General features: G+C 65.5%; 23 protein-coding genes and 2 pseudogenes. 12 read left to right on the top strand and 13 right to left on the bottom strand.

Annotated features, from left to right (window positions below):
- Positions 1-137: 137 nt before the first annotated feature.
- From I2456_RS03675 to fgd, 3 genes are read right to left on the bottom strand one after another with little or no spacing between them, the layout of a single operon-like run.
- Positions 138-1,292 carry an acetate kinase gene (locus tag I2456_RS03675; RefSeq protein ID WP_085072745.1) on the bottom strand — a complete coding sequence of 385 codons (1,155 nt, stop codon included), beginning with the start codon at positions 1,290-1,292 and terminating at the stop codon, positions 138-140.
- Entirely contained in the window at positions 1,285-3,369 is a 2,085-nt protein-coding gene (pta, locus tag I2456_RS03670) for a phosphate acetyltransferase (RefSeq protein WP_085072727.1), read from the bottom strand. The genes I2456_RS03675 and pta overlap by 8 nt, the downstream gene beginning before the upstream one ends.
- A gap of 6 nt (positions 3,370-3,375) precedes the next feature.
- Positions 3,376-4,386: a glucose-6-phosphate dehydrogenase (coenzyme-F420) gene (fgd, locus tag I2456_RS03665; RefSeq protein ID WP_085072726.1), complete on the bottom strand. Its 1,011-nt coding sequence runs from the start codon at positions 4,384-4,386 to the stop codon at positions 3,376-3,378.
- A 189-nt stretch (positions 4,387-4,575) separates the two neighbouring features.
- Here fgd and I2456_RS03660 point away from each other — a divergent pair, with 189 nt between their 5' ends.
- Positions 4,576-5,313 (top strand): MBL fold metallo-hydrolase, encoded by a 738-nt coding sequence (locus I2456_RS03660; protein WP_085072725.1) that lies wholly within the window; start codon positions 4,576-4,578, stop codon positions 5,311-5,313.
- Here the strand turns inward: I2456_RS03660 and I2456_RS03655 are convergent.
- From I2456_RS03655 to I2456_RS03630, 6 genes are read right to left on the bottom strand one after another with little or no spacing between them, the layout of a single operon-like run.
- Positions 5,294-6,625, bottom strand: a complete 1,332-nt coding sequence (locus tag I2456_RS03655; protein WP_085072724.1) for an NtaA/DmoA family FMN-dependent monooxygenase — start codon at positions 6,623-6,625, stop codon at positions 5,294-5,296. The genes I2456_RS03660 and I2456_RS03655 overlap by 20 nt on opposite strands.
- Positions 6,622-7,743: an LLM class flavin-dependent oxidoreductase gene (locus tag I2456_RS03650; RefSeq protein ID WP_085072723.1), complete on the bottom strand. Its 1,122-nt coding sequence runs from the start codon at positions 7,741-7,743 to the stop codon at positions 6,622-6,624. Before I2456_RS03650 ends, I2456_RS03655 begins: the two co-directional genes overlap by 4 nt.
- On the bottom strand, positions 7,740-8,837 hold the full coding sequence (locus I2456_RS03645) for an LLM class flavin-dependent oxidoreductase (RefSeq protein ID WP_085072722.1): 1,098 nt from the start codon (positions 8,835-8,837) through the stop codon (positions 7,740-7,742). The genes I2456_RS03650 and I2456_RS03645 overlap by 4 nt, the downstream gene beginning before the upstream one ends.
- Positions 8,834-9,340, bottom strand: coding sequence for a GNAT family N-acetyltransferase (locus tag I2456_RS03640; RefSeq protein ID WP_085072744.1), 507 nt, complete (start codon positions 9,338-9,340; stop codon positions 8,834-8,836). Before I2456_RS03640 ends, I2456_RS03645 begins: the two co-directional genes overlap by 4 nt.
- A gap of 17 nt (positions 9,341-9,357) precedes the next feature.
- Positions 9,358-10,287, bottom strand: coding sequence for a class I SAM-dependent methyltransferase (locus tag I2456_RS03635; protein ID WP_068163892.1), 930 nt, complete (start codon positions 10,285-10,287; stop codon positions 9,358-9,360).
- A gap of 8 nt (positions 10,288-10,295) precedes the next feature.
- Positions 10,296-10,676 carry a DUF3054 domain-containing protein gene (locus tag I2456_RS03630; protein ID WP_085072721.1) on the bottom strand — a complete coding sequence of 127 codons (381 nt, stop codon included), beginning with the start codon at positions 10,674-10,676 and terminating at the stop codon, positions 10,296-10,298.
- Positions 10,677-10,710: 34 nt separating this feature from the next.
- Between I2456_RS03630 and I2456_RS03625 the strand changes: the two genes are divergently transcribed.
- The 4 genes from I2456_RS03625 to I2456_RS03610 are packed head-to-tail and all read left to right on the top strand — an operon-like array spanning position 10,711 to position 14,403.
- Positions 10,711-11,898: an acyl-CoA dehydrogenase gene (locus tag I2456_RS03625; RefSeq protein WP_068163889.1), complete on the top strand. Its 1,188-nt coding sequence runs from the start codon at positions 10,711-10,713 to the stop codon at positions 11,896-11,898.
- 10 nt (positions 11,899-11,908) lie between these two features.
- Entirely contained in the window at positions 11,909-13,057 is a 1,149-nt protein-coding gene (locus I2456_RS03620; RefSeq protein WP_085072743.1) for an acyl-CoA dehydrogenase family protein, read from the top strand.
- Between the two features lie 5 nt (positions 13,058-13,062).
- Positions 13,063-13,674: a hypothetical protein gene (locus tag I2456_RS03615; RefSeq protein WP_139822987.1), complete on the top strand. Its 612-nt coding sequence runs from the start codon at positions 13,063-13,065 to the stop codon at positions 13,672-13,674.
- A 9-nt stretch (positions 13,675-13,683) separates the two neighbouring features.
- A complete protein-coding gene (locus tag I2456_RS03610) occupies positions 13,684-14,403 on the top strand; it encodes a DUF998 domain-containing protein (RefSeq protein WP_139822986.1) in 720 nt (239 codons plus the stop codon).
- 84 nt (positions 14,404-14,487) lie between these two features.
- Here the strand turns inward: I2456_RS03610 and I2456_RS28325 are convergent, their stop codons facing one another.
- On the bottom strand, positions 14,488-14,733 hold the full coding sequence (locus tag I2456_RS28325; RefSeq protein WP_241007855.1) for a DUF2834 domain-containing protein: 246 nt from the start codon (positions 14,731-14,733) through the stop codon (positions 14,488-14,490).
- A 663-nt stretch (positions 14,734-15,396) separates the two neighbouring features.
- Here I2456_RS28325 and I2456_RS03600 point away from each other — a divergent pair.
- The 4 genes and pseudogenes from I2456_RS03600 to I2456_RS03585 all read left to right on the top strand — a co-directional run.
- Positions 15,397-16,794, top strand: a pseudogene (locus I2456_RS03600) (serine hydrolase domain-containing protein); the annotation flags it as partial.
- 9 nt (positions 16,795-16,803) lie between these two features.
- Entirely contained in the window at positions 16,804-17,712 is a 909-nt protein-coding gene (locus tag I2456_RS03595; RefSeq protein ID WP_085072718.1) for a class I SAM-dependent methyltransferase, read from the top strand.
- 67 nt (positions 17,713-17,779) lie between these two features.
- Complete coding sequence (locus I2456_RS03590; RefSeq protein WP_186246601.1) at positions 17,780-18,700, top strand: class I SAM-dependent methyltransferase; 921 nt, start codon at positions 17,780-17,782, stop codon at positions 18,698-18,700.
- A gap of 25 nt (positions 18,701-18,725) precedes the next feature.
- Entirely contained in the window at positions 18,726-19,946 is a 1,221-nt protein-coding gene (locus I2456_RS03585; RefSeq protein ID WP_085072717.1) for a peptidoglycan DD-metalloendopeptidase family protein, read from the top strand.
- Here I2456_RS03585 and I2456_RS03580 read toward each other — a convergent pair.
- Positions 19,930-20,952 carry a hypothetical protein gene (locus I2456_RS03580; RefSeq protein WP_085072740.1) on the bottom strand — a complete coding sequence of 341 codons (1,023 nt, stop codon included), beginning with the start codon at positions 20,950-20,952 and terminating at the stop codon, positions 19,930-19,932. The genes I2456_RS03585 and I2456_RS03580 overlap by 17 nt on opposite strands.
- Positions 20,953-21,068: 116 nt before the next feature.
- Positions 21,069-22,052, bottom strand: coding sequence for an NAD-dependent epimerase/dehydratase family protein (locus I2456_RS03575; protein ID WP_085072716.1), 984 nt, complete (start codon positions 22,050-22,052; stop codon positions 21,069-21,071).
- Positions 22,053-22,445: 393 nt separating this feature from the next.
- Here I2456_RS03575 and I2456_RS29285 point away from each other — a divergent pair.
- From I2456_RS29285 to I2456_RS03565, 3 genes and pseudogenes are all read left to right on the top strand, one after another.
- Positions 22,446-22,619: pseudogene (locus I2456_RS29285) on the top strand (hypothetical protein); the annotation flags it as partial.
- 43 nt (positions 22,620-22,662) lie between these two features.
- Positions 22,663-23,289 carry a hypothetical protein gene (locus I2456_RS03570; protein WP_163703769.1) on the top strand — a complete coding sequence of 209 codons (627 nt, stop codon included), beginning with the start codon at positions 22,663-22,665 and terminating at the stop codon, positions 23,287-23,289.
- Positions 23,290-23,389: 100 nt separating this feature from the next.
- Positions 23,390-24,805, top strand: a complete 1,416-nt coding sequence (locus tag I2456_RS03565; RefSeq protein ID WP_085072714.1) for an NAD(P)/FAD-dependent oxidoreductase — start codon at positions 23,390-23,392, stop codon at positions 24,803-24,805.
- On the opposite strand, the gene I2456_RS03560 is transcribed toward I2456_RS03565, so the two are convergent.
- Positions 24,802-26,022 carry an O-succinylhomoserine sulfhydrylase gene (locus tag I2456_RS03560; protein ID WP_068159839.1) on the bottom strand — a complete coding sequence of 407 codons (1,221 nt, stop codon included), beginning with the start codon at positions 26,020-26,022 and terminating at the stop codon, positions 24,802-24,804. The two genes, I2456_RS03565 and I2456_RS03560, sit on opposite strands and share 4 nt — an antisense overlap.
- Between the last annotated feature and the right edge of the window lie 7 nt (positions 26,023-26,029).

Below are 26,029 nucleotides of genomic sequence, written 5' to 3'. Positions count from 1 at the left end.
GGGTATCGAGTGTGCGCTCGCGGTTTCCAGTGAGCGTCCAGGGCGGGTCTGACGGCGATTTCCCGCCGTCAATGCACACTGGAAGCCCACGCTTCACACTCGACGCGGCGACGCCGACTCCTGAACGCCGAACCCCCCTACGACTCCGCCATAACGCTGACGCAATCGCGGGCGATAGCAAGTTCCTCGTTGGTCGGAACCACCAGCACGGCAATCCGCGACCCCGTTGCCGAGATGACCCGCGCCCCCGACGCCGGAGCAGCATTCAGATCCTCGTCGACCTCGATACCGAGTTCGGCCATCCCGGCCAGAGCGTCTCGGCGCACCGCGACGTCGTTTTCCCCGATCCCGCCGGTGAAGGTGACGGCGTCGGTGTGCCCCAGCACGGCCAGATACGCTCCGACGTACTTGCGCAACCGGTGGATGAACACGTCGTACGCCAATTTCGCTGCGCTGTCTCCGGATCCGATCAGCTCACCGATCTTGCGGAAGTCGTTCGACCCGCACAATCCCAACACTCCCGACCGGTGGTTGAGCATCGACTCGATGTCCTCGACATCCATCTGCGCGCTGCGCCATAAGTAGTAGATGACGCCCGGATCGATGTCCCCGCTACGGGTGCCCATCACCAACCCCTCCAGCGGCGTCAAGCCCATCGACGTCTCCACCGGCCGGCCACCGGCGATCGCGGACGCTGAGGCGCCGTTACCCAGATGCAGCACAATCTGATTCAAACTGTCCAACGGCCGCCCCAGCACCTCGGCAGCCTGCCCACTGACATACTCGTGGGAGGTGCCGTGGAAGCCGTAGCGGCGAATCTGCCACGCTTGGGCCACTTCTCGGTCGATGGCGTAGGTGGCCGCGGCGGGCGGCAATCCGTGAAAGAACGCCGTGTCGAACACCGCCACATGCGGAATCTCGGGCAGCAGTTTGCGCGCCACCTCGATGCCCTCGACCGCGGGCGGGTTATGCAACGGCGCCAGCGTCGACAATTCCTTCAGCTTGTCGATCACCGCGTCGTTCAGCAGTGTGGGCTGATAAAAGTCGTTGCCGCCGTGAACAACTCGATGTCCAACGGCCACCAGACCGCAAGTCTGTATGTCGATGCCCTCGTCGGCCAACTGCTCGAACGCGCGGTGTAGCGCCGCTTCATGATCGGGCACCGACGACGATGCCTCCCCGATCTGCTCGACGCGCCCGCTCGCCCGCGACTGCCCGGACGAAGGGTCGACCAGCTGGAACTTCAGTGACGAAGATCCGGAGTTGATGACGAGGACCAAGCGGCTATCCATGAACACCCTGTGCCTGAATCGCAGTGATGGCAACGGTATTGACGATATCCTCGACCAGCGCACCGCGGGAGAGGTCGTTGACCGGTTTCCGCAGGCCCTGCAGCACCGGGCCGATGGCGATGGCGCCGGCGCTTCGCTGCACCGCCTTGTACGTGTTGTTGCCCGTATTGAGGTCCGGGAAGATCAACACCGTCGCGCGACCGGCTACCGGCGAGTCCTTCATCTTGGTGGCCGCGACCGACGGGTCCACTGCCGCGTCGTATTGGATGGGGCCTTCGACCAGCAGGTCCGGTTTCCGCGAGCGAACCAATTCGGTTGCGGCTCTGACTGATTCGACGTCGGCTCCCGTCCCGGACTCTCCGGTGGAGTAGGAAAGCATCGCCACGCGCGGGTTGATCCAGAACTGCGCGGCGGTGCGCGCCGAGGAAATGGCGATATCGGCAAGCTGCTCGACGGTCGGGTTGGGGATGATCGCGCAGTCACCGTAGGCCAACACCCGATCCGGCAGACACATCAGGAAGATGCTGGACACGGTAGACACGTCGGGCACCGTCTTGATGATCTCCAGCGCCGGGCGGACGGTGTGGGCGGTGGTGTGCACGGCCCCGGACACCATGCCGTCGACCATGCCGTTGTACACCAGCATGGTGCCGAAATACGTTGCGTCGTTCATGATTTCGTGCGCTCGCTCGATGGTCACGCCCTTGGCCTTGCGCAGTTCGGCGTACTGATTGGCGAATTGGTCGTGCAACTCGCTGGTGCGCGGATCGATCACCCGAGCGTCGTCGAGATTCACTCCGAGTTCTGCGGCTCGCAACCGGACTTGGGCCTCGTCGCCCAAGATGGTCAGGTCGGCGACGCAGCGCTGCAGCAGGCGACCGGCCGACCGGAGGATGCGGTCGTCCTCCCCTTCGGGCAGCACGATGTGCTTGCGGTCGGCTCGGGCCTGCTGGCGCAGCCGATGGGTGAACATCTGCGGCGTGACGATGGCTGGAATCGGAACGCTGAGCTGGGCCAGCAGGTCGGCGGTGTCGACGTATTGGTCCATCAGTTCCAGCGCGGTGTCGATCTTGCGTTGCGATGTTGCGGTGACCCGCCCGCGTGCCGACGCCACCGCGCTGGCGGTGTCATAGGTGCCCAGGTCGGTGGTGATGATGGGCAGCCGCAGCCGCAGCCCCGAGACCAGGGCCGCTATGGCGGGATGCGGTTGCAGCCCACCGTTGAGGATGATGCACGACAGCGCCGGAAAGCCTTCTGCGGCATGCGCACTCGCGACGGCAAGGACCACGTCGGAGCGGTCGCCCGGGGTGATCACGGCCATGCCGTCGCGCAACCGCTCCAGCACATGTTCGGCGGTCATCCCGGCGACCAGCACGCCCATCACCTCGCGCTCGGCCAGTTGCGCGTCGCCGCGGATCTGCGTTCCGTTGACCGCCGTGGTCAGTTCGGCCACCGTCGGCGCGGCCAGCAACGGTTCCTCGGGCAGCACGTAGGCACGGGGTTCGAACGCGCGCAACGCTTCTGCGACAGCGTCGAGTTGGGCGGGATCGCACCGGTTGGCGATGACGGCCGCCGCATGCGCGCGCTCGGCGGACAGCTCAGCCAGGCACACCGCCACCACACTGGCGATCTCGTCGGGAGTGCGGCCCTTGCCGCGCACCGTCAACAGCACCGGCGCGCCGAGGTTGGCTGCGATGCGGGCGTTGACCGACAACTCGGCCGGGCTGGTGACATCGGTGTAGTCGCTGCCGACGATCAGTACTGCGTCACACGACTGCGCCATGGCGTGATAGGACTCCACGATGGTGCTGATGGCGCCGTCACGGTCGTCGTGCAACTGCTGGTAGGTCACGCCGACGCACTGTTCATAAGGCAAGTCCGCGCTGGTGTGCTCGAGCAGCAACTCGAGGATGTAGTCGCGTTCTTCGTTGAGCCGCGTAATCGGGCGGAACACACCGACTTTGGCGACTTTGGCGGTCAACCGGTGCAGCAGCCCCAGCGCGACCGTCGACTTACCGGTCTCCGGTTCGGGCGCAGCGACATAGATCGACCAGACGTCGGTGTCGGGGCTGGGCACAACCCGTCAGCCCAGCCGCCGCAACCGGGGCTCCAGGTCCCGTTGGAATAGCTCCAGGAACCGGCGCTGGTCGTGACCGGGTGCGTGGAAAACCAAGTGGTTGAGGCCCCAGTCGACGTAATCCTTGACCTTCTCGACCGCCTGGTCGGGGTCCGATGCCACGATCCAGCGCTTGGCCACCTGCTCGATCGGCAGCTCGTCGGCCGCCTTCTCCATCTCGAGGGGATCGTGGATGCTGGTCTTCTGTTCGGCGGTCAGCGACAGCGGCGCCCAGAACCGCGTGTTCTCCAGCGCCAGGTCGGGATCGGTGTCATAGGAGATCTTGATCTCGATCATCCGGTCGATGTCGTCGGGATTCTTCCCGGCCGCCTCGGCGCCCTCCCGCATGGCCGGGATGAGCTTGTCCTTGTACAGCTCCTCGCCCTTGCCGGAGGTGCAGATGAAGCCGTCACCGGCGCGGCCGGCGTACTTGGCGACCTGCGGGCCCCCAGCCGCGATGTAGATCGGGATTCCGCCCTCGGGCACGTCGTAGATCGAGGCGCCTTTGGTGTGGTAGTACTCGCCGTCGAAGTCGACGCGGTCGCCCAGCCACAGCTCGCGCATCAGCCGCACCGATTCGCGCAACCGGGCGTAGCGCTCCTTGAATTCCGGCCACTCGCCTTCGTATCCGGTGGCGATTTCGTTGAGTGATTCGCCGGTGCCGACGCCGAGGAAGATGCGGTCGGGATAGAGGCAGCCCATCGTGGCGAACGCCTGGGCGATGACGGCGGGGTTGTACCGGAAGGTGGGGGTGAGCACCGAGGTGCCCAGCAGCAGTCGTTTGGTGCGTTCGCCGACGGCGGTCATCCAGGCGAGGGAAAACGGGGCGTGCCCGCCCTCGTGGCGCCACGGCTGGAAATGGTCACTGACGGTGGCGCTGTCCATGCCGTGCTCTTCGGCGGCGACGGCCAGTTCGACGAGCTCACGCGGTGCGAATTGTTCGGCGGATGCTTTGTACCCGAGTCTTAGTTCAGCCACTAGTTCTTTCTACTCCTGTGCCCCTGGTCGCGACCCGCCGCGCCCGGCTACGCCGCGCTTGCGATCGCTCCTGTGCCCCTGGTCGCGTCCCGCCGCGCCCGGCTACGCCGCGCTTGCGATCGCTCCTGTGCCCCTGGTCGCGACCCGCCGCCGCCCGGGTCTCAACGCACCAGCCCTAAACTCGCGGGCATGGCGGAGCTAGTCCAGGTCACCGACACCGTGCACCTCGCCCAGGGCCATGCGGTCAACTGGACGCTGGTCACCGACGACACCGGCGTCATGTTGATCGACGCCGGTTACCCCGGCGATCGCGAAGACGTGCTCGCCTCGCTGGGCAAACTGGGCTATCAGCCCGGCGACGTGCGCGCGATCCTGCTGACGCACGCCCACATCGACCACCTGGGGTCAGCGATCTGGTTCGCCAGCCAGCACAACACTCCGGTCTACTGCCATGCCCGCGAAGTCGGTCACGCCAAGCGCGAGTATCTGGAGCAGGTGTCGACCATCGATGTGGCGCTGCGCATCTGGCGGCCCCGCTGGGCGGTGTGGACCACGCACGTGATCCGTAGCGGCGGCCTGATCCGCGACGGCATCCCGTCGACCCAGCCGCTCACCCCCGAGGTCGCCGCCGGCCTACCGGGCCACCCGGAGCCCGTGTTCAGCCCCGGTCACACCAACGGGCATTGTTCCTACCTGGTCGACGGCATTCTGGTCAGCGGCGACGCGCTGATCACCGGGCACCCGCTGGTGCGGCACCACGGACCGCAACTGCTGCCGGCGATCTTCAGCCACAGCCAAGAGGACTCCATCCGCACCCTGTCCGCGCTGGCGAAGGTGGAAACCGAGGTGCTCGTCCCCGGACACGGAGACCTGTGGCGCGGACCGATCCGCGAGGCCGCCGAGGCAGCTATCGCGCGGGCTCGCTGATCCCGAGGTGGTCGCGCAGCGTCTCGCCGGTGTATTCGGTGCGGAAGGCGCCGCGTTCCTGCAGTATCGGCACCACCTTGTCGACGAACTCGTCAAGACCGTGCGGGGTCAGATGCGGTACCAGAATGAACCCGTCGCAGGCATCGGCCTGCACGTACCGGTCGATCTCGTCGGCGATGTGTGCGGCGGTGCCGACGAACTGGTGCCTGCTCGTGACGGCGATGACCAGCTCGCGGATGGACAGATTCTCCGCCTCGGCGCGCTCCCGATAGCGGCGCGCCACCGCGACGGGGTCGCCGTGGCGAACCCGGCCTTGGGTGATGGTGCTGTCGACGATCGGGTCGACGTCAGGTAGGGGCCCGTCGGGATCGTAGGCCGAAAGCTCACGGCCCCACACCTGTTCGAGCATCGTGATGGCGGTCGCGCCGCTGACCTGCTGATAGCGGATGTGGCGCGCCTTGTCCCGCGCTTCGGCGTCGGTGTCGCCGAGCACAAATGTCGCGGCCGGGAACACCTTGAGCTGGTTGGGGTCTCGACCGTAGGACCGGGCGCGGCCTTTGACGTCGGCGTAGTACCGCTGGCCGTCTTCCAGCGATCCGTGCAAGGTGAACAAGGCGTCGGCGTGCCGGGCGCCGAATGCCCGGCCTTCGTCAGAGTCGCCGGCCTGCAACAACACTGGATGGCCCTGAGGCCCGGCCGGAAGTGTCGCGAAGCCGTGCACGTCGAACTGCGAGTCGGAGTATTCGACGCTGTGGATGCCGTCCGGGTTGACGTACACCCCGGCCTCGACGTCGGCCACCACCGCCTCGAGCGACCAGCTGTCCCAGAACTTGCGCGCGGCGGTGAGGAATTGCTCGGCCCGCGTATACCGGTCGGCGTGCGACAAGAAGCCGCCCCGCCGGAAGTTGGCGCCGGTGAAGGCGTCCGAGGAGGTCACTATGTTCCAGCCGGCGCGGCCTTCCGACAGGTGATCCAGAGTCGCGAATTGCCGTGCCACTTCGAAAGGTTCGTTAAAGGTGGTGTTGATGGTGCCGGTCAGCCCCAGCCGCTCGGTGACACCGGCGAGCGCGGCCAGGACGGTGAAGGTGTCCGGACGGCCGACGACATCCAAATCATGGATCTTGCCGCGGTGCTCGCGGAGTCGCAGCCCTTCGGCCAGGAAGAAGAAGTCGAACAGGCCCCGTTCGGCGGTCCGGGCCAGGTGAACGAAGGAGTCGAATTCGATCTGGCTGCCGGAACTGGGGTCGGTCCACACGGTGGTGTTGTTGACGCCCGGGAAATGCGCCGCCAGATGAATGGGCTTGCGGGTCATGACGTCAACCCCCAGCGCTGTGCGATCAACTCATGCGACCGCAGCCGGTCCTCGTGCCGGTGTGTGACCGAGGTGATGACCAGTTCGTCGGCGTTGGTGACGCGCTGCAAGGCCTGCATCCGCTCGGCAACCTCGTCGGCATTGCCGACGAATTGCGTTGCCAGTCGGTCTTTCACCAATGCGAACTGCTCGTCGGTGAGCGGTGGGCAGTCATCGGGATCCGGGAACGGCATGGCGCCGACGCCGGTGCGGATCGAATACACCCAATGGCCATAGCTACCGGCCAACCGGGCAGCCGTGGCGCTGTCGTCGGCGACCACGATGTCAGCCGACACCACGACGTAGGGACGCTCCAGCGCCGCAGACGGAACGAAGGCATTGCGGTACGCCTCGATCGCCTCGAGCGCGGTAGCCGGCGTGATGTGGTAGCTGGCGACGAACGGCAGTCCCAACGCCCCGGCAACTTGGGCGCTTTGGCCCCGGGTGCTGCCGAAGATCCAGGGTCTCAAGTTCGCGTGCTCACCGGGCACGGCGTGCACGTCGAACTCGCCGGCGCGGTAGCGGCCCTCCAAGAGTGCGACGATGTCACCGACCTGTTCGGCGAAGTCAGGCGAAACCGCCTCGGGCTGCTGCAGGACGGCCATGGTCGCCTGCAACCGGTCGAGGTCGAGTAGTCCGCGCAGGTCGAACGGGGTGGGAACCACGACACCATCCACCTCGTGCCACTCACGCGGCGGCCGTGGCGTTCTCGGCTTTTTGGGTTTGTTCTCATCTGAGCGGCGCTGACCGGACCGACCCACACCCAGATCGATCCGGTCCGGGTAGAACGCGTCGAGCATGCCGAAGCTTTCGACGACGGCGACGGCAGTGGTGTACCCGAGCTGAACGGCGGCCGCTCCGACGCGAATCGTGTTGGTGGCCGCGGCAATCTGGCCGATGAGTACGGCCGGAGACGAACTGGCGACACCGACGAAGTGGTGCTCGGCCACCCAGTACCGGCGAAAACCGCACCGCTCGGCATGCTGGGCCAAGTCGATGGTGTTGTGCAGCGCCGTCGTCGCGTCGCTGCCGGAACTGATGGGCGACAGGTCCAAGATGGACAGCGGCACAGCACTCATTTGTCCACCCTCACATAGCGATTGAGCGCGACGGGCAGACCCAGTCGCTGACGCAGCGTCTGCCCCTCGACGTAGCCGGACCGGAAGCGGCCCGCGCGCTGCAGCAACGGCACCACCTCGTCGACGATCACCGGCAGGTCCGTGCCGTTGACGGCCGGACGCAGGCGCGCGCCATCGATGCCCAGCTCTTGCCACTCCACCAGCATGTCCACCAACTCCGTTGCCCTGCCGCCGAACACCAACGCGTCGGAGCGGAAGTCGGTGTTTCCCTTGAACGAGACCACCACGTCGGCGAAGACTTTCAAGTCCTGGCCGCCGGCAGTGCGCACTTCGCCCAGGATGTTGCGCACGCCGGCCTCGTCGGTGGGGGTGATGAACACGACGTCGACGCTGGCGGCGGCGAATTCGTAGATCGGTCCGGCGTGCGCGAGCGCGGCCACCACTGGTTGGCCCTGCGGCGGGCGCGGTGTGATGGAGGGCCCCTTGACCGAGAAGTACTTTCCGGTGAAGTCGATGTAGTGCAGCTTGTCGCGATCGATGTAGCGGCCGGTGGTCACGTCGCGAATCACCGCGTCGTCTTCCCAGCTGTCCCAGAGCCTGCGCACCACCTCGACGAAGTCACGCGCCTCGTCGAACAACTCCGACGGGTCGACCGAACGGCGCCCGAACAAGGCCGCTTCGTGCGTGGTGGCGCTGACCCGCGGTTGCCAACCCGCCCGTCCGTACGAGACGAAGTCAAGCGTGGCAATGGACTTGGAGACGTGAAACGGCTCCGTGTGAGTGACCGTGGCCACCGGGATGAGCCCGATGTGTCGGGTCGCCGGCGCGATGCGGGCCGCGGTCAGCACGGCGTCGGCCCGGCCGGTCAGCCGATCCGGATGAATCCGTGCGCTCCGCCCTACCTGCGGCATCAACGTGTCGTCAATGGTGAGGAAGTCGAGCAGGCCCCGCTCGGCGGTAACCGCCAACTCCGCCCAATACCGGCCGGTGAGCATCGCCGTCGGGGCGGTGCCGGATGCCACTGTCGGGCGCCAAGCGTGCGGATCCCAGCCGTATCCGTCGAGCGCGACGGCCAGATGCAGGTGCTGGGTCATGACAGTTCCTTGACGAAGGCGATCGGGAACACCGGGCCAGTGCTGGGCAGCGGTTCGGCCAGTCTGGAGTATCCGGTGGCTTCGTACAGTTCCTCTGCCTCGGGCTGGCGATTGCCGGTCATCAGGTAGATCCTGCGGTAGCCGCGGGCGGTGATCTCGGCCTCCAACTCGGTGAGCAGCGCGCGCGCAAAGCCGCGGCGCCGATGCCCGCTGTCGGTCCAGATCCGCTTCAATTCCGCGGTCTCGGCGTCATAGCGTTTGAACCCACCGCCGGTGACCGGCCGTCCGTCCAACAACCCGATCAGCATGCCACCGTGCGGCGGTGCGAACTCGTCGTCCGGGTTATCGGTCAACCAGGCCAGCACTGTCGGCGCTGAGCTGTCATAACGCTGCGCGTACTCGGCGGCCAGCTCGGCCAGCAACGGCTGGGCCAGCGGATCGTCCAGCGCAGCAGGAACGAACCGCAGCTGCGCCGCCGGGGGTGACTGGCTGGATCGGGACATCACCACATGTCTAACGTCTACGAATTGGATGCATTCCGGTCGTCCATCCGGATGGCCGTCACGTAGCGCGGCGAGATCTCCGCGTGGCGAGGGCTGACCTGTGGACGCCCGGCCATCCCAATGGTCTCGAGCAACTCGACGACCGTGAGTTCTTCGACCTGCCAGCCATTTGCCGCCATGAATTCCGAGACAGAGGTGAATTCCGCGGCGTACGTCAGCCGGGAAAGGTCCACGTCGAGGCCGTGTCGGCGCCAGCGGTCCACGAAGGCTTGACCTTCCCGCAGCTGCATCGATGTCCAGGTAGGCATGTGGTCGGCGGCCAGCCGGCTACCCGGCGCACTCACGTCGGTGACGTCGCGCAGTAACCGATCCTGGGCATCGGGCGGCAGATATCCCACCAACAGGTTCTCCGCCACCCACACCGTCGGTTGGGCGTCGTCGAAACCGACCCGCCGCAGCGCGGTAAGCCAGTCCTGGCGCAGGTCGATGCCCAACGCGCATCGGTTAACGCCCAGCTTGGCGCCCATGTCGCGCAGCACCTGGGTCTTGAAGTCGATGACGTCGGGCAGGTCGATCTCGTACACCGTCGTCCCCCGCGGCCACCACAGTCGATACGGGCGGGTGTCCAGCCCAGAGGCCAGGATCACCGCTTGGCGAAGGCCGGCCCTGCAGGCGTCGGTGAGGAACTCATCTACGAACCGCGCGTGCAACGCAAGTATTTGCAGCATCCCGGAGATAAGTGGGTCATTCTTCCCGTCGGCCCCGTACCGCTCGTCGTCGATCAGCCGGGTGAAGTAGTCCACTCCGGCCGCGCGCACCAGCGCCTCGGCGAACGGATCGTTGAGCAAGCCCTTGTTGGCGGCCACCGCCCGGGCGGCCGCGCCGAACGTGGCGGTCATGCCAACACCGGTGGTGGGATCCCACGTGTCGCTGTCGGTCGGAACCATCTGCGCTATCAGCCGTCCGAACGGCGCCGTCGCGCCAGGCCCAAAGCCGCTCGCCAGCCGAGTAGCAGCAGCGCGGTGACCGAGGACGCGACCACGATGAAGCTGGCCGCCACACCCGCGGACGTCGCCTTGCGTAAGACCATGCCGACCACCACGGTGGACAGCCACACGACCACTCCGGTGGGTACCACTGCCGTGGGCCGCCGCCAGCCTCGCGAGGCCAGCCACCCCAGGGCGGTCCCGGTGAGGAACGGCCAGGCCGTCGACGCGACACCGGTGACGTTGAGTCCTTCGTCGTGACTGCGGCGGCCGATCGCGCAGAAGAAGACGACAGCGACGACGTCGGTGACCAGCCAGGCCGGCCAAGTCTGCCGCCGCCGTGGTTGCATGCAGCGAGATTACCGGGCAGGGCAGGATGGGAGCATGAGCACCAACACACCGCCCGCCTTCGACGGGCAGGACCCGCTGGGCCTTGACGCGTCGCTGTCCGACGACGAGATTGCGGTCCGCGACACCGTCAGACGATTCTGCGCGGAGAACGTCACCCCATATGTCGCGGAATGGTTCGAGGAAGGCGACCTTCCGGTCGCGCGGGAATTGGCCAAACAGTTCGGGGAACTGGGCCTGCTCGGCATGCATCTGGACGGCTATGGCTGCGGCGGAGCGTCGGCCGTGCACTACGGCCTGGCCTGCACCGAACTAGAGGCCGCCGACTCCGGGGTGCGGTCGATGGTTTCCGTGCAGGGCTCACTGGCGATGTTTGCGATCTGGAAGTTCGGGTCCGAGGAACAGAAACAACAGTGGCTGCCCGGCATGGCCGCGGGCGACCTGCTGGGCTGCTTCGGGCTGACCGAACCCGACGCCGGTTCGGACCCTGCCGCGATGAAAACCCGCGCGCGACGCGACGGTTCGGATTGGGTCCTCAACGGCCGCAAGATGTGGATCACCAACGGCTCGATCGCCGATGTCGCGGTCGTGTGGGCGGCCACCGACGACGGCGTGCGCGGGTTCGTCGTGCCGACCGACACGTCCGGATTCGCCGCCAACACCATTCACCACAAGTTGTCGTTGCGGGCGTCGATCACCAGCGAACTGGTCCTTGACGACGTGCGACTGCCGGCCGAGGCGATGCTGCCGGAGGGCAAGGGTTTGCGCGGGCCGCTGTCTTGCCTGTCCGAGGCCCGCTACGGGATCATCTGGGGCTCAATGGGAGCGGCTCGCTCAGCATGGCAGGCTGCGCTGGACTATGCGACCCAGCGCACCCAGTTCGGCCGTCCCATCGCCGGATTTCAGCTCACCCAGGCGAAATTGGTGGACATGGCAGTCGAACTGCACAAGGGCCAGCTGCTGTCGCTGCACCTGGGACGACTCAAAGACAGCGTCGGCCTTCGCCCGGAGCAGGTGAGCTTCGGCAAGCTGAACAACACCCGCGAAGCGCTCAAGATCTGCCGGACAGCACGAACAATATTGGGCGGCAACGGGATATCGCTGGAGTATCCGGTCATCCGGCACATGGTGAATCTGGAGTCGGTGCTGACCTACGAGGGCACACCTGAGATGCACCAGTTGGTGCTGGGTCAGGCGTTCACCGGTAGCAACGCCTTCCGCTGACGGGAGCATGATGGCCGACCGTTTGGAGTACACCTCCGAGCATCGTCAATTCCGCGAACTGGTCCGTGAGTTCGTGCAGCAGACCGTGGTTCCGGCTCACGAGCAGTGGGAGCGAGACGGCCAATGGGACCGCTCGCTGTTCATCGAAGCGGGCAAGCTTGGCCTGCTGGGCTTTTCGGTTCCCGAGCAGTTCGGTGGCCCGGGTGTGAACGATTTCCGTTACAACGCGATCGTCATCGACGAATTGCAGCGTGGCGGAGCGGCGTCGGAGGCCATCGCGTTCACGTTGCAAAACGATGTGGTGCTGCCATATCTGACCGATCTGACGACGCCGGAACAACAACAGCGGTGGCTGCCCGGTGTGGTGACCGGTGAGACGGTGCTGGGCATCGGGATGACCGAACCCGGCGCCGGTAGTGATCTAGCGGGAATCCGCACGACTGCGGTCCGAGACGGCGACCACTATTTGGTCAACGGCGCGAAGACCTTCATCTCCAACGGGCAAAGCGGCGATCTGTTCGTCATCGCCGCGCGCACCTCACCCGACCGGCACAAGGGTCTGACGCTTCTGGTGGTCGAGGGTGATACACCGGGATTCGAGCGGGGCCGCAATCTGGAGAAGATCGGTCTGCACGCCCAAGACACCAGCGAACTGAGTTTCACCGATATGCGGGTGCCGGCGGCCAACCTGCTCGGATCCGAAGGTGACGGGTTCTACCAACTGGTGCGCAACCTGCCGCAGGAGCGATTGGCGTTGGGCGTCGGCGCGGTGGCCGCCGCAGAGAGCATCCTGGCGGAGACCCTGGACTACGTGCGAGACCGCAAGGCGTTCGGGTCACCGATCGCCAGTTTCCAGAACAGTCAGTTCGTGCTGGCCGAGCTGGCAACCGAGATCGACGTCGCGCGAACCTATCTCGACGATTGCCTGGCGCAGCACCTGGTGGGCGAACTGACCGCCGCGCGGGCGGCGCGGCTGAAGTGGTGGACCACCGACCTGCAGGTGCGTACCGCCGACCGGTGCCTGCAGCTTCACGGCGGCTACGGCTACATGCGGGAATACCGCGTGTCGCGCGCATTCGTGGATGCCCGGATTCAGACCATTTACGGCGGGACCAATGAGATCATGAAGACCATCATCGCCAAGGAGTTAGGCATCTAACCGCTATGGCCACTATTGCTTTGACAGTCCGGATCGCCGCGTGCGCGGTGTTGCTCTGGGTGTCAGCCGCGCCCGCGGCGTCCGCGGACCCGGTGACCCTGCCACCGATGACACCCACCGGCGCAGGACCGATCATCGGTGGCGGAGGCGGCGGGCCGATCGCGCAGCAGCTCACCAGCCTGGGCAATCCGAACGTCCAAGAGGTGGACGGCAACGACGCGGCCGCGTTCATCAATGCGGCGGCATCGACCGCCAACCCCCAATTATCCGCCCCGTTTTCGCTGTTGCGGCGGGCGCTGACGTGTCAGAACAACAACGCCGGATTCGCGGCGCGGGCCTTCCGGCGCAACGACGGCCTGTGGGGCGGCGCCATGTTGGTGGCGGCGAAAACCGCCAAACCCGACATCGAAGCCCTCACCACTTGCGCCAAGACCAACTGGCGGCGGGCGACGGTGGGAAATGAAACGTCCATGTGCAACAGCGGGTGGAACACCCCCACCGCGTTCAGTAGCCGCGGCGGCGAGACGTACTACATCATGCTGGCGGGCACAGCGTCGGACTTCTGTGTCGCGCTCAACGGCAAGTACAAAGAGAACGCCACCGGTTGGCCCACTTAGCCGCGCGACGTGCATGAAGCGACCGCGCCCAGACGCCAAGACGCCAAGACAGCTCAACGGTTGAGTAGCCGGGCCTCCGCTCAGATGCTCGGCGGTGTCCTGGCCGGGCCACTGTTCGTCACTTCCTTCACCGCGATCGGCGCGGCGCGGCGCGACTACGACTGGCGGCGCTACCCGGTCAGTTCGCTGGCGATCGGTCCGCACGGTTGGCAGCAGCGCCTCAACTTCATCCTCACCGGAGTCCTCTATTCATGCGCGGCCGTGGCTCTCGGGCGCTCCGATCGGCGGCGCATTGGACCCCGCGCCGTCCCGGTACTCAGCGCAGCGGCGGGAATCGGCCTGATCGGCTCGGGCGTGTTCGTCACCGATTACGTTGGTGACCCGCTGAGTGGGGAGCCTGACCCGACTCGCCGCAATTCGGCCGATGCCGCTGCGCCGGTCCGCACTCGTGTCGGGCAGATTCACGACCTCTGCGGTATTCCGGTGTTTGCGGGCATACCCCTGGCCGGGCTGGCCAGTGCGGCCACCGCCGTGCGCAGCGGAGACTGCCGCTGGGCCTGCTACTCGGCAGCATCGAGCATGGTGATGACGGGCAGTTTGGTCGTCTTCGGTGCCACGATCAAGGGTCGCCCCGGCTTTCGCGGGAATAGCGGTGTGTTGCAACGGATTGCGATCGCAATCGGACTCGGGTGGCTCAGCGCTCTGTCATTTCGCGCGCTGTCTCAGTAAGAACCCGCACCGACCTGCTTCGCCCATCATGCTCGCGGGCACGGCGTTCGAGAGACCACCTGCGGCCGACCTGACGAACGTGGTTCAGCCCTGGTCTATCCAGATCGTCAGGCCAGCCACAGCCACGGCAAGGGTGGCCAGGAAGATGGTGTCGACCTTCCGCAGGCCTGGCGACTCAGAGTCAGCCATGCGCAATTCGCGGGCGATGAGAAACAGCGGGAAGGCCACACTGACCGCAACGAAAAACCCGGCGATGTAGAGCCACACCCATCTCACGCCATACCTTCGGCCCTCGATCACGGTCAAGATCGCGACGGAAGTGCCCAACATCAAGGCGTCGACCGCGACGAACCGAGAGGCCGAATTGACCTTGGTGTCGTGTCAGAAAGTCACCAAGAAGTCGCTGACGTCGTGGAGGTAGGGCCCCCCTTGGCTCCACGTCCCAATGAGGGCTGCGACAGCGATCGCGCCGTAGCAGATGCAGAGCGCTTTGCGCGACCTCGGGATGGACGATGCGTGCTCGGTTGTTGTCACAACCTCACGTTAAGGGATGTGACCTGCGCTGTTCGCTTTCCACGACGGTCTGGCGAGCACGAGCACGAGCACGGATCGTCATCAGGATCCTCCAGCGTCGCCTAACGATCCTCTCGCGAGGCCTCAAGCGCTGCAACCGAATTCAATCCAGCAGGCGCACCCGCTTCTGCGGCTTCGCGATGTTTTGTGTAAGCCCGGTTATATTGCTAGTCATGTGGACGGTGTCGCAGAAGGCCAAAGACAAGCCTTCCGCGCTCACCGACGCAGCGGCTAGCGCCCACAAAGCCATTCAGATCAGCCGCCACGGGCCGGGTCGCCGCGGCCAGTATGTCCGCCGATGATCTCCAGTCCCTCGATGCCGGCCGGCACGCGAAGCGGACTCGGTAGCGCCGAGGATCTCGTGCGCGACGACGCCGACCACAGCGAGCAGACCCGAAAATGGTGCGGCCGGAAGTGACAGACCGCGCAGCGTTCGACGAACTCGACGCCAGGATAACCGCGGGCATGAAGGCCTATGCGATTCCGGGCGTCGCGGTTGCCGTCTGGGTACACGGTCACGAATACGTCAGGGGCTACGGGGTCACCAACGTCGACCATCCGTTACCTGTCGACGGTGACACCGTCTTTCGAATCGGTTCGACGACAAAGACGTTCACCGGTACGGTGATGATGCGGCTGGTCGAGCAGGGCAAGGTCGACCTGGATGCACCGGTGCGCCGCTACCTCTTCGACTTCGCGGTGGCCGACGAATCAGTCAGCGCCAAGGTGACCGTCCGCCAACTGCTCAACCACACCGCAGGCTGGGATGGCCGCAATGGGCAGGACTTCGGGCGCGGCGATGACGCGGTGGCGCGCTACGTCAGCGCGATGACTCGGCTACCGCAGCTGACTCCTCCGGGAACCACGTTCGCGTACAACAATTCGGCTCTGGTGGTGGCGGGGCGCATCATCGAACTCGTCACCGGAAAGACGTACGAGTCCGTGGTGCAGGAGCTGGTGATCGACCCGCTGCAGCTGGCTCATACCCGCTATTTCTCCGACCAGATCATCGGCATGAAGGTGGCGGCAGCCCACAGTGTGGTCGACGGCCAACCCGTTGTAGAGCCCGACTTCTGGCCCTTTCCACGCAGCTGCAACCCCACCGGCGGGTTGATGTCCACCGCGCGAGACCAGTTGCGCTACGCGCAGTTTCACCTCGGTGACGGTAGAACGCCGAACGGTGAGCGGCTGCTGAGTCGACGGTCGTTGCAGGCAATGCGCTCCCACCCCGGGGCGGGCGGGACACTGTGGGTCGAGCTGACCGGGATGGGCGTGACTTGGATGCTGCGGCCCTCGGCGGAGAATGTCACCATCGTCGAGCACGGCGGCACCTGGAAGGGTCAACGGTCCGGGTTCATGATGGTGCCCGATCGCAACTTCGCCATGACCGTGCTCACCAACTCCGACGGCGGATTCCATCTGATCAACGACCTGTTTTCCCATGACTGGGCGTTGCACAGATTCGCCGGCGTCACCAACCTGCCCGCCACGCCGCAACACCTTTCCGCCGCCGAATTGGCGCCTTACGAGGGCTGGTACATCGCCGAGCAAGTCGCCCAGAACGGCAGCATCGAGCAAACGGTGATCGACTTCCAGGCCGGGGACGGCCAGCTGGTGGGTAGCATCTGCGTCGGTGATGCCGACCCGGAGGGCCAACAGAGCGAAAAGCTCGGCCTCGCCTTCTACCGGCTCGACTATGGGCTGGACCTAGGACCCGACAACAATCCGACCGGCAGTCGATCCAATTTCGTCCGCGGTCCGGACGGTGACATCGCCTGGTTCTGTAGCCAACATGGGCGCTTGTTCCGACGCCAATAAGGAGATTTGATGCCCCGCACTGACGACGACGACTGGGATCTGTCATCTGGCGTCGGGGTCACTGCGACCATTGTCGCGGCCGGGCGCGCAATGGCCACCAAAGATCCGCGCGGTTTGATCAACGACCCGTTTGCCGAACCTCTGGTCCGCGCGGTGGGGCTGGATTTCTTCACCAAGATGATGGACGGCGAACTCGACATGTCGGCGATCGGAGACGTGTCACCGACCGTGGCGCGCGCGATGGTCGACGGAAACGCGGTCCGCACCAAGTACTTCGACGACTACGTCCTCAACGCCACCGACGCGGGCATTCGGCAGGTGGTGATCCTGGCCGCCGGGTTGGACGCCCGGGCCTACCGCCTTCCGTGGCCGACCGGGACTGTGGTGTACGAGATCGACCAACCCCAGGTCCTGGACTTCAAGACGACCACCTTGGCCCACCTGGGCGCCGAACCCTGCGCCACCCGGCGCGCCGTAGCCATCGACTTGCGCGCAGATTGGCCGACGGCTTTGCAAGCCGCAGGCCTTGACTTGGCAGCACCGACGGCGTGGCTGGCAGAGGGGTTACTGATCTATCTGAAGCCGCAGGATCAGGACCAGCTGTTCGACAACATCTCCGCACTCAGCGCGCCGGGAAGCATGATAGCGACCGAATTCGTGTCCAGCATCGCAGATTTCAGCGCCGAGCGCGCACGGACCATCTCCGACCCGTTCCGCGACCATGGCGTCGACGTCGACTTGGCCTCTTTGGTGTACACCGGCCCGCGCAACCACGTCCTCGACTACCTCGGCGCCAAAGGCTGGCAGCTCCAAGGCGTGCCCCTGGCAGAACTGTTCCGGCGCAGCGGCCTGGATGTGCCCGCTGCAGACGACGACACCATCTTCATCAGCGGCGGCACCGGCTCGGCACACCCCTGACTCAATGCGGAGAAATAGTGTCACCCAGCACGCTGTTGGTGTGCGATTCTTGATCCCGGAGAGGATCGTGATGCGTACAGACGACGACAGCTGGGATCTGACCAGTCATGTCGGCGCGACCGCGACACTGGTGGCCGCGGGCCGTGCCAGGGCTACCAATTCGGCCCGGCCGTTGATCGAGGACCGGTTCGCCGAGCCGTTGGTCCGCGCGGTGGGTATCGAGTTCCTCATCAAGTGGGCCACCGGAGACCTGTGCGCGTCCGACGTCGACGAGCCCGAAGCGGCCTGGGGCCTGCAGCGCATGACCACCGAATTGGTGGCTCGCACTCGCTACTTCGATCAGTTCTTCGCGGACGCGGCCGCCGCCGGGATTCGGCAGGCGGTGATCCTGGCGTCGGGGCTCGACACGCGCGGTTATCGACTGCCGTGGCCGCCAGGCACGACGGTGTATGAGATCGACCAGCCGCATGTGCTGCAGTTCAAGGCCGAAACGTTGGCGCAGCTCGGTGCTGAGTCGACGGCGCACCTGCGGATGGTGCCGGCCGACCTGCGCCACGACTGGCCGTCCGCGCTGCTGCGTGGCGGATTCGACCCGGCCCTGCCCACCGCCTGGATCGCCGAAGGACTGTTCGGTTATCTGCCTCCCCAGGCCCAGGATCGGTTGCTGGACAACGTGACCCGGCTCAGCGCACGGACAAGCCGGATGGCCATGGAGACGTTTGTGGGGTCATCGGACTCCGGACGGGTCGAAGAGATCATCCGCAGCGCAACTCGCAACTGGCGCGAGCATGGATTCGATCTCGACATCTGGTCGCTGAACTATTCCGGGGCCCGCAGCGAGGCTTCCGACTACCTCGCCAACCACGGGTGGCGATCGGTGGGGACCACGTCGGCTCAGTTGCTGGCCGCTCACGGCGTGGCCGCGACCCCTGGCCATTACGTCGCGCCGTCCGACAAGCCCAGCTACTACACGTCGATTCTCGCGTGATCCACGCGACCTAGCGGACACCACGATGCGGATTCTGGCGGTAACGCGCGCCCACAATGCCGGGAAAACCTTGGCTGCGACCTTGGACTCGCTGGCAACCTTCAGCGACGAGATCTACGCCATCGACGACCGCAGCACCGACGACACCGCTGCAATCCTGGCGAACCACCCCGCGGTCACCAATGTTGTTCGCGCGCGGACAGATCTACCGTCGACACCATGGTTGATCCCCGAGTCCACCGGGCTGGAGCTGCTGTACCGGATGGCGGATTTTTGTCGCCCGGATTGGATGGTGATGGTCGACGCCGACTGGATCTTCCAGATCGACATCGATATCCGCGAGGTGCTTGCGCGCACACCGGGTGACGTAGCAGCACTGATGTGTCCGATGGTTTCCCGCTGGGACGATCCGGAATACCCAGACATGGTGCCGGTGATGGGCACGGCCGAGGCGATGCGCGGGCCGTTCTGGCGTTGGTACCCGGGTCTGTACGCGGGACCCAAGTTGATGCACAACTCGCACTGGCCGGCCAACATCACCGATCACGGTCGGATCGGGCAGCTGGACGGAATCCGCTTGACGCACAACGGCTGGTCGACGCTAGAGGAACGGATCTCGCGAGTCGGGCACTACATGCGGCTCGATCCGGATTTCCGGCACAACTTCGGTGTCGCATATGACCGGTCCCTGTTGTTCGGCTACGCACTCGACGAAGTCGACCTCCTCAAAGCGGACTACCACCGGCGGGTGCGCGGCGAGTTCGACCGTACCGAGCCAAGGCCACGGCTGCCTATCGAGGCGGAGCCGCGCGCGATCGGCCGCGGATACGGACCCCGCGCCGACGGTTTCCATCCCGGCGTCGACTTCGCCGCTGATCCCGGCAGCCCTATCTACGCCGCCATATCCGGAACTGTCTGCTACGCAGGCGAACTCGATCACCTTTACTCGGTGATCATCTCGAACGGCGACACCGAGACCCGCTACGTGTTTCGGCCCGGCGACGCCGGACACATCGCCGTCGGTGATCGGATCTGCGCGGGAACCCAGATCGGCAGTCTCGGCGCGGAGGACGAATCGACAGACGCATACCTGCATTTCGAGACGCGGGTGCGGCGCGCACATGTCAATCCGCTGCGCTATCTGGGCAATATGGGGCTGCGGCCCTGGCCACCGCCGGGGCGGTTGCGCGCCGTCTCGGGCAGTTATCCGCCCGCCACACCATGCACGATCACCGCAGACGATTAATCGTCGGCGACCTACGCAGGGCGCTCCGCTGGTAGGCCTCGACCCGTTCCAGCAGACTGCGGCCCGCGCGGATCGTCGAGCGGACTTCTTGCAGCAGTTTGGCGGGGTGCTGCAGGTCCATGTCGTGCAGTCCTTCGTAACGGTCGATCCCGAAACCCACCGTCTCGATGCGAATTCCGCACGGCAACGTCAGAGTGCGCAGCGCGTCGAAGTTCTGATAGGGCACGAATGGCTGACCGGTCACCAGTAGACAGCTCGATTGCCGCATATCCAGTGTCTGGGCGGTGAAGGCAAAGGTATCCGCGGAGGTGGCGCGACGGTTTTTCGGGTCCGGCGAAGGTGCCTCGAGCAGTGTGATCGGCAGCCCGAGGTCATTACTGTCTCCACCGAAGCGCCAAACCATCTCGCCCCGATGCGGGTCGCTGACTCGCTGCTGCCCATGCCGTACCACTTCGCGCGTATCCACGCCGAACGCGTCGGCCGCGGCGGCCGCCAGCAGGTCGAATTCGGTACGCGCGCCGGGTGCGCAGGACGCGACCGCGTCGGCTTCCGACGGCAACAGCCGCCGAGACGCGGCGGCCAGGACGATATGACCGATGCGATAGTGGGCAGCCAGTTCCCGCGCCCACCGGGCCCGAAGCATATTGGAGTAACGTCCGGTGCCGATCACCAGTACATAGTCGAATGCTGTTCCGGTGGGCACTGATTCATCGGTGAGGCCTAGCTGTTGGGCCAGCGTCATGATGGTGTCCAGTTGCCGGTCCGACAGGTCCAAACGTGGGATCATCCATCGTGCTCCGCCGCCGGCGTCTTGGGATTGGACCTGCTCCCCGCTCGGATGTGCCCTCGTCCGGCCCCGGTAATCCCATACCTCACTGAACTCGTCCAGGGCGGCCAACCGGGCCGCGAGATCGTCGTACCTCGGGAATACTCCGCCGAACATCGCAACCAACTGGGCCAGCGCGTCCTGTCCGGTCCACGAGTCCACCTGCGCGCGCAGCGACATCAGACATTCTGTGTCGAACGAGCCGCCGAACGCCGACGTTTCGAGCGAACTGTTCACTTCATGTTCCTTGCTCCCTCAACACGCCACGTTTTCCCGGAGGGCCGTAATCGCGGTGATCACCGCGGAGACAAGGCGCCGCTGTATCCGTCATGTTCATAGGCGTACTGCGGCTGGTCCTTCGCCCATTGGATATACCGGTCGATGCCCTCCCAGATATCGACTTCCGGTTTGAATCCGATGCTCTTGGCGAGGTCAATATTGGCGGGAAAACGGGCGACTTCGCCGGCGCGTGCGTCGCAATGGGTGATCTTGGCGCCGAACTTTTCAGCGATGTACTCGACGATATCCTTCACCCGGGTATCCGTGCCGCTCGCGAAATTGATCGCTTGTCCGCGAAGCCCGGTGTTTTGCAACACCAGGTTGTAGGCATTGACGATATCGCTTACGTACAGATAGTCGCGCGTTGCCGAGCCGTCGCCGAAGATCGTGAGGTTTTCGCCGTTGATGGCCTGCCGGACGAGGCGTGGAATCAGCGCGCCGAATCGGCCGGTTTTCTGGCGCACGCCGAAGATGTTGAATGGCCGAACAATCGTGACGTCCAAACCATAGGAGCAGTAGTAGGAGTAACACAACCGATCGGCCGCTGCCTTGGAGGCGCCGTAGGGGCTGTTCGGTCTCAGCTCCGCTGTCTCGTCGAGACGCTCGCCCTCCTGCAAATCGTGTCCGTCGCCGTACACTTCGCAGGTCGACACATAAATCAACCGATTCTTATAGCGCCGGACCGCCTCAAGCACCCGGTAAGTACCCATGACGTTGGTTTCGAGGAAGCTCTCTGGATCACCGAGAGATTGGTCGACGTTGATATTTGCGGCCAGATGAAAAACGACGTGGTGCTCGCGTACCGCGCGATGGACCGTTTCTCCATCGGTCACCGAGCCGGAAATAAAGGCGGCTCGTTCGTGCGAACGAAAGTCATTCGTGTTCCGAGTCGCGCTCTTCGATGACGTATTCAGGACAGTGACCCAATGCCCGTTGGCCAGGAGCGACTCCGACAGATGACTTCCCTGGAAGCCTGCGCCCCCGGTAACAAGTATTTCCAACTGGTTCGCCCCTTGGTGTCTTCGGTACGGCGTGAGCTTAATCGATGCTCGCGGCCAAGTCAGCGAATCGACTTGACTCACACGAACTCCCGCGAAACACCCTCAGGCAGTCCTAGATAAGAATTTGCTCGCCAAAATGTGCTGCCGTCACACTCGGAAGTGCGTTGTCGATCGGATGATGCCATGCCCGGCCCCTGGGGCACCTGGCGGCGAGGATTGTGATCAGCATCAGTCGTCAGCCGCAGACGGTCGACGGCCAAGGACCAAATTCAGCCGCCTCGTTGGCCAAACCGCCACTCGCGCTGTGCAATTCGACCCCGACCGCGCCGGCACATCACCTGAACGCCAGCCCAAGAAGCCAACGCTGAACACACAGCAGTCTCGCGGGTGGTCATGCGCCTACATACAGTTAGCCTAAGTAAAAAGATTCTCATGGGACACTACACACACTGGGCAGCAGCAACAGCCGTGATCGCCGCGGGCTTTGGGTTGGTTGGCGTGGGTGTCGGCGCCGAGGCGCACGCCGATCCCGGTCCGCCGCCACATTGGTGTCCGGGTGACTTCTGGGATCCCGCATGGGGTCCGAATCTCAACCCGTTCAGCTGTCACGATGACTCCCTGCCACCCGATCCGAACCTCGTTCCTTACCCCGTCGAGCCGTTCCCGGGATCCGGCACACCCGGATACCACCCCGGCCATCCCGGCCATCCCGGTGCGCCTGGCAATCCCGGCGGGCCCTACCACCCCGGCGGACCTAGTGGACCCGGGGGCGGCGCTGGCGGACCGGGTGGCGCGCCTGGCGGACCTGGGAGCGGCCCCAGCGGGGCACCAGGTGGACCCGGCGATGGACCCGGCGGCGGCGCCCCGGGCGGACCCGGCGGCGCACCCAGCGGCCCGGGGGGCGGCGCCCCTGGCGGACCCGGTGACGCGCCGGGAGGCGGCGCACCGGGCGGTGGTGGCGCACCGGGCGGCGGCAGCATCGGCGGCGGTAGCACTGGCGGAGGCGGTGGCGGCCTCGGCGGAGGCGGAGGCAGCACCGGCGGAGGCGGCGGTAGCACTGGCGGCGGAGGCGGCGGTAGCACTGGCGGCGGAGGCAGCACTGGCGGCGGTGGCGGTGGCAGCACCGGCGGCGGTGGCAGCACCGGCGGCGGCAGCACCGGCGGTGGCCACTAAGCCAATCAGCGCGCCAGTCGCCACGGCGCTCATCTTCGTTCCAGAGACCGGTCCGGGACCGTAGCAACATTGCGCCACCTAGAGACGTGTGCCTAGGCGAGTCATAGGGTGGGTATGCGCTGCGGAGAGTGTGAGACAACACGGACCGGAGAAAGGGAAGAAGAATGACGTCCCCATCCAGCGAGCTCTCGACCACCAACCGGCGCCATCACGTCGTCATCATCGGCAGCGGATTTGGTGGCCTGAACGCCGCCAGGGCGCTGAAGCGGGCCGACGTGGACGTCACCCTCATCTCCAAGACGACCACCCACTTGTTCCAGCCCCTGCTCTACCAGGTGGCCACGGGAATCCTGTCCGAAGGCGACATCGCCCCGACCACCCGCCTGGTCTTGCGTAAGCAGAAGAATGTCCGCGTGCTGCTGGGCGAGGTCACCGACATCGACCTCAAGGGCCAGACAGTGACGTCGAAGTTGATGGACATGAACACGGTGACCCCCTACGACAGCCTGATCGTGGCCGCCGGCGCGCAGCAGTCCTACTTCGGCAACGACGAATTCGCCACCTTCGCGCCCGGTATGAAGAGCATCGACGACGCCCTCGAGTTGCGCGGCCGCATCCTCGGCGCGTTCGAAGCCGCCGAAGTAAGCACCGACCCGGCCGAACGCGAACGTCGGCTGACCTTCGTCGTGGTCGGCGCGGGACCGACCGGCGTGGAACTGGCCGGACAGATCGTCGAACTCGCCGAACGCACGCTGACCGGAGCGTTCCGGACCATCAAGCCCAGCGAGTGCCGCGTCATCCTGCTCGACGCGGCCCCGGCGGTGCTGCCGTCCATGGGAGAGAACCTGGGCAACAAGGCGCAGCGCCGGCTGGAAAAGATGGGCGTGGAGATCCAGCTCAACGCGATGGTGACAGCCGTCGACTACAAGGGCATCACCGTCAAAGACAAGGACAGCGGAGAGCGCCGCATCGACTGCGCGTGCAAGGTGTGGGCGGCGGGCGTGCAAGCCAGCGGACTGGGCAAGATCATCGCCGAGCAATCCGACGGCACCGAGACCGACCGCGCCGGACGAGTGATCGTCGAGCCGGACCTCACGGTCAAGGGGCACCCCTATGTCTTCGTCATCGGCGATCTCGCCTTGGTCCCCGACGTACCGGGGATGGCACAAGGCGCCATTCAGGGGGCGCACTACGCGACCAAGACCATCAAGCGGGCGGTCAAGGGCCAGGACGACCCGGCCAACCGCAAGCCCTTCGACTACTTCAACAAGGGCAGCATGGCCACCGTCTCTCGGTACAGCGCCGTCGCCCAGGTCGGCAAGATCGAATTCGGCGGCTTCCTCGCCTGGTTGGCGTGGCTGGTGCTACACCTTTATTACCTTGTCGGGCACCGCAACCGGATCGCCGCATTGTTCAGCTGGGTGATCTCCTTCCTCGGCCGCACCCGCGGGCAGATGGCCATCACCAGTCAGATGATCTATGCCCGAGTGGTGACGAACTGGATGCAGCAGACCCAGGGGCAAGGCGCGCTGGCCGCCGCCGAGGAGGCCGAGCACGCCGAACAAAAAGCCGCGGGCTAGCCCAACGCCTGGTCGATATCGGCGATCAGATCGTCGGTCCCTTCCAGGCCGACCGAGATGCGGACCACGCCGTCGCCCAGACCTATCGCGGCGCGACCCTCCGGGCCCATCGCCCGGTGCGTTGTCGTTGCCGGGTGTGTGACAAGGGATTTGGCGTCACCGAGGTTGTTGGAGATGTCGATCAGCTGCAACTTGTCCAGCAGCTCGAAGGCGCGCTGCTTGGCGGCGCCCTCGTCGGCGTCGAGCTCAAAGGTCAACACCGTTCCGCCGCCGGTCATTTGACGCTTAGCCAAGTCGTGCTGCGGGTGCGACGGCAAAAACGGGTAACGGACCCAGCGCACCGCAGGGTGGCCCTCCAGGAACTCGGCTATCCGCTGGGCCGAAGCGTTGCTGTAGTCGACCCGAACGGCCATCGTCTCAAGGCCTTTCAGTAACACCCAGGCGTTGAACGCGCTCATCGCCGGGCCGGTGTGGCGCATCAGCTTCTGCACCGGGCCGTCGATGTACTCCTTGTCACCGAGGATTGCGCCGCCGAGCACCCGGCCCTGACCATCGATGTGCTTGGTGCCCGAATACACCACCACGTCGACCCCCAGCGGAAAGCCCTGCTGCAACAGCGGTGTCGCAAAGACGTTGTCCAGCACCACTTTCGCCCCGGCGGCATGGGCCAGTTCGGTCACGGCGGCGATGTCCACCAGCGACTGCATCGGGTTGGACGGCGTTTCGAAGAACACCGCCTGAGTGGGCACCGACAAGGCTTGCTCCCATTGCGAGAGATCGTCGCCGTCAACGAAAACCGTCTCCACACCCCAGCGCGGCAGGATCTCGTTGCACACCACGAAGCACGAGCCGAACAGGCTGCGCGCGGCGACCAGCCGATCGCCGGCACCCAGCAGCGCGCCCAGTGACGTGAACACGGCGGCCATGCCACTGGCCGTGGCGAATGCCGCTGGCGCCCCTTCGATGAGCCGCAGCCGCTCTTCGAACATGGTGACCGTCGGATTGCCGTACCGCGAGTAGACGAAGTGGTCGACTTCGCCGGTGAAGGACTGCTCGGCCACCCCGGCCGACGGGTATACGTAGCCCGACGTCAGGAACATCGCCTCGGCGGTCTCGTCGAAACCCGAGCGCAGCAGGCCGCCCCGCACACCGATGGTGGCTTGGCTGACGCCCTCGGGCAATGCCTTGGGCGTGCGGACCGAGTTGTCTTCAGCCATCGGCGGG

It is taken from the genome of Mycobacterium kubicae, assembly GCF_015689175.1.
Taxonomy (GTDB): Bacteria; Actinomycetota; Actinomycetes; order Mycobacteriales; family Mycobacteriaceae; genus Mycobacterium; species Mycobacterium kubicae.
The sequence above is the reverse complement of the archived record's forward strand: the minus strand, read 5'-3'. Positions and strand labels throughout refer to the sequence as shown.

Excerpts from the sequence above, each read along its gene's own strand:
- I2456_RS03640 (WP_085072744.1), bottom strand. The coding sequence starts at position 9,340 with ATGTCCCGATCCAGCCAGTCACCCCCGGCGGCGCAGCTGCGGTTCGTT.
- I2456_RS03635 (WP_068163892.1), bottom strand. The coding sequence starts at position 10,287 with ATGGTTCCGACCGACAGCGACACGTGGGATCCCACCACCGGTGTTGGC.
- I2456_RS03655 (WP_085072724.1), bottom strand. The coding sequence starts at position 6,625 with ATGACCCGCAAGCCCATTCATCTGGCGGCGCATTTCCCGGGCGTCAAC.
- I2456_RS28325 (WP_241007855.1), bottom strand. The coding sequence starts at position 14,733 with ATGTTGGGCACTTCCGTCGCGATCTTGACCGTGATCGAGGGCCGAAGG.
- I2456_RS03620 (WP_085072743.1), top strand. The coding sequence starts at position 11,909 with ATGGCCGACCGTTTGGAGTACACCTCCGAGCATCGTCAATTCCGCGAA.
- I2456_RS03625 (WP_068163889.1), top strand. The coding sequence starts at position 10,711 with ATGAGCACCAACACACCGCCCGCCTTCGACGGGCAGGACCCGCTGGGC.
- I2456_RS03585 (WP_085072717.1), top strand. The coding sequence starts at position 18,726 with ATGCGGATTCTGGCGGTAACGCGCGCCCACAATGCCGGGAAAACCTTG.
- I2456_RS03595 (WP_085072718.1), top strand. The coding sequence starts at position 16,804 with ATGCCCCGCACTGACGACGACGACTGGGATCTGTCATCTGGCGTCGGG.
- I2456_RS03630 (WP_085072721.1), bottom strand. The coding sequence starts at position 10,676 with ATGCAACCACGGCGGCGGCAGACTTGGCCGGCCTGGCTGGTCACCGAC.
- I2456_RS03560 (WP_068159839.1), bottom strand. The coding sequence starts at position 26,022 with ATGGCTGAAGACAACTCGGTCCGCACGCCCAAGGCATTGCCCGAGGGC.
- I2456_RS03675 (WP_085072745.1), bottom strand. The coding sequence starts at position 1,292 with ATGGATAGCCGCTTGGTCCTCGTCATCAACTCCGGATCTTCGTCACTG.
- I2456_RS03570 (WP_163703769.1), top strand. The coding sequence starts at position 22,663 with ATGACTCCCTGCCACCCGATCCGAACCTCGTTCCTTACCCCGTCGAGC.
- I2456_RS03565 (WP_085072714.1), top strand. The coding sequence starts at position 23,390 with ATGACGTCCCCATCCAGCGAGCTCTCGACCACCAACCGGCGCCATCAC.
- I2456_RS03650 (WP_085072723.1), bottom strand. The coding sequence starts at position 7,743 with ATGAGTGCTGTGCCGCTGTCCATCTTGGACCTGTCGCCCATCAGTTCC.
- I2456_RS03580 (WP_085072740.1), bottom strand. The coding sequence starts at position 20,952 with ATGTCGCTGCGCGCGCAGGTGGACTCGTGGACCGGACAGGACGCGCTG.
- I2456_RS03645 (WP_085072722.1), bottom strand. The coding sequence starts at position 8,837 with ATGACCCAGCACCTGCATCTGGCCGTCGCGCTCGACGGATACGGCTGG.
- I2456_RS03615 (WP_139822987.1), top strand. The coding sequence starts at position 13,063 with ATGGCCACTATTGCTTTGACAGTCCGGATCGCCGCGTGCGCGGTGTTG.
- I2456_RS03660 (WP_085072725.1), top strand. The coding sequence starts at position 4,576 with ATGGCGGAGCTAGTCCAGGTCACCGACACCGTGCACCTCGCCCAGGGC.